Origin of the sequence: Stieleria sp. (assembly GCF_041595215.1) — a bacterium.
Taxonomy (GTDB): Bacteria; Planctomycetota; Planctomycetia; order Pirellulales; family Pirellulaceae; genus Stieleria; species Stieleria magnilauensis.
The window spans coordinates 1-2,194 of record NZ_JBFHKV010001273.1; the positions used below are offsets into that span (position 1 = coordinate 1).

At 57.8% G+C, this 2,194-nt stretch carries 3 protein-coding genes; all 3 read left to right on the forward strand.

Annotated elements, in window-relative coordinates:
* Window positions 1-460, forward strand: a 460-nt coding sequence (locus ABX749_RS30465) for a dockerin type I domain-containing protein (RefSeq protein WP_372899350.1), incomplete at its 5' end; no start/stop codon positions are given.
* Window positions 461-492: 32 nt separating this feature from the next.
* On the forward strand, window positions 493-1,200 hold the full coding sequence (locus tag ABX749_RS30470; protein ID WP_372899351.1) for a hypothetical protein: 708 nt from the start codon (window positions 493-495) through the stop codon (window positions 1,198-1,200).
* 173 nt (window positions 1,201-1,373) lie between these two features.
* On the forward strand, window positions 1,374-2,194 hold an 821-nt coding region (locus ABX749_RS30475), incomplete at its 3' end, for a DUF1552 domain-containing protein (RefSeq protein WP_372899352.1).

Sequence of the window (2,194 nt, forward strand, 5' to 3'; positions counted from 1 at the left end):
CGAAGACGGTCGCGTTTCGGAACTCGATGCGTTGGTCGTCATCAATCACCTCGCACGCGAGGCAAGTCTCGTGCCCGAAGACATGGCCGATGCGATCGGCACCACCGCCAGCGAGTGGGTCGATGTCAACGCCGATGGACGTGCCACCCCCATTGATGCCCTGACGATTATCAATCAGCTCGGTCGCGAGCAGTATCGCGACGCGGCATCGGGCCTGGCCCCGCTCGCAGGAAAGGACCCTGAGCGTGACGATGAAGTGCGGGTGTTAGACGAAACCTTTGCGAGTTGGGGTCGGCCTAGCCCTGCGGCAAGCAAGAAATTGATTGGCGCGGAGCTCCAATCAGATTCGCGAAAATCTTCTCAGCCCATGCAGCGAGAGTCAGATCTCCCGAGCGAACATCGAAAGGATCCCGATGAATTTCCTTTTTCATTGAACCACCAGCCGGACGAAATAGAATAGTGCACGCATTTCCACATATCCCGAGAATCAGCATGATCAACCGGTTACCCATCTTCGTTCGTGCGCTAACGTTGCTGGCGATCTTCAGCATTGGTTCGAACACTGCCCGTGGCGGAATCATCAATGGAGACTTTTCGACGGCGTTGACGGATCCGGCTGCCGGTTGGGCTACCACTTTCGGCCTTGAGCCGCCGGTCACAGAATCCGAACAGGCAAAGTTTGTGATCGATAGTTTTTCTGACAACCTCGTGCAGCTGGAGCAGGAATTTCTACTTCCTGCTGGCGCCACTTCGTTGAGCTTTGACTATCAGTTCCTCACGGAATCGGGCGGATTCTTCGATCCTTTCTTTGGTGCACCTCCCTTCGATATTTTTCAGGCGAGTCTGCTGGACCCGGTCACCCTCGACGCATTGATTTCGATTGACCCCAGTGACGACCGCTTTTTCGGAATCGACGCCGACAGAAGTACATTTTCGGCAATCGAAGTTGACACGCCGGAATTACTCTCCAACGGATTCACGCGGATCAGCCTGGATGTGTCGTCCCTGGCGTCTCAATCAGTACTCCTCGACTTCCTCTTTCTCGGCGAAGACGATGGTTTGATTTCAACGGTGCTGCTGGATAACGTGACGATCACAACAGCGTCTACCGTCGTTCCCGAACCGGGTGCACTGGCGGTTTGGGTGTTGTTCAGCGTCACGACCATGGGCGGGGCGACTCGCAGGCGTCGGCGGCTCTAGGCGGAAGAGGAATCCAATGACGGATCGGTGAGCGTCGCGGGGGCTGAACATGCAACGCGAAGACGTGGACTCGGCATGCGAAAGTAGGCCTCGTAGGCTCGCGTTAAACGGCTGATGCATGGCGTTGTCGATCGAGGTTGGTCGTGCCGCAGGATCTCGGCTAAACTGTCGGCATGTACAAATCAGTTCATCCCCGCCGTGTTGTGCTTCAATCCCTTGCCGGTTCCCTTGCCCTGCCGGGGCTGTCGTCGTTGCGGGCGGAGACCGGCAGTGACGCGCTGCCTGTACGGGCCGCTCGCGGTGCCGGTGCGGGTGCCCGTCGGTTCGTCGCGGTGGGCAACTTGCTCGGCTTTCAACAGAAACAGTTTTTCCCCGAGACGCCCGGCAAAACGTTCGAGGAAACCACGCTGCTGAAGCCGCTGGCCGAAAATCGTGACCAGATCACCGTCTATCGTGGGCTCGATCATGGCCTTCGCGGCGGACACTTTGCCGTCCACACGTTTCTCTCCGGCGTGCTGCACCACGAGTCCAAACAACGGCCCGATGGCAACGTCACGATTGACCAGTTCATCGCCGATGAAATTGGGCCCCAGACCCGTTTCCCATCGCTCACCGTCGGGTCCGAAGGCGGCATCCACGGCGGCTGCCAGCTCTCCTGGACCAAGTCCGGCGTCCGCGTGCCTCCGATCACCGGCCCCGCAGAACTGTTCGAAAAACTGTTTGTCACCGAATCGAAAGAACGTCGCTCGGAAATGGTCCGGGAAAATTCGCTGCAGGCTTCGATCCTGGATTCGATCGTCGACGAGGCCGGGGCGCTTTCTAAACAAGTCAACCGAGAAGACAAAGCCAAACTGGACGAATACTTCAGCTCGATTCGAGACGTCGAAAAACGTCTGCAATCTCGTCGCCAATGGGCCGACCAGCCCAAGCCGGAGCCCCCGTTTGAGAAACCGGCCAATCGGAACACGGTCGAGGATCTTCCGTTGTTGTACGA

Excerpts from the sequence above, each read along its gene's own strand:
- ABX749_RS30470 (WP_372899351.1), top strand. The coding sequence starts at position 493 with ATGATCAACCGGTTACCCATCTTCGTTCGTGCGCTAACGTTGCTGGCG.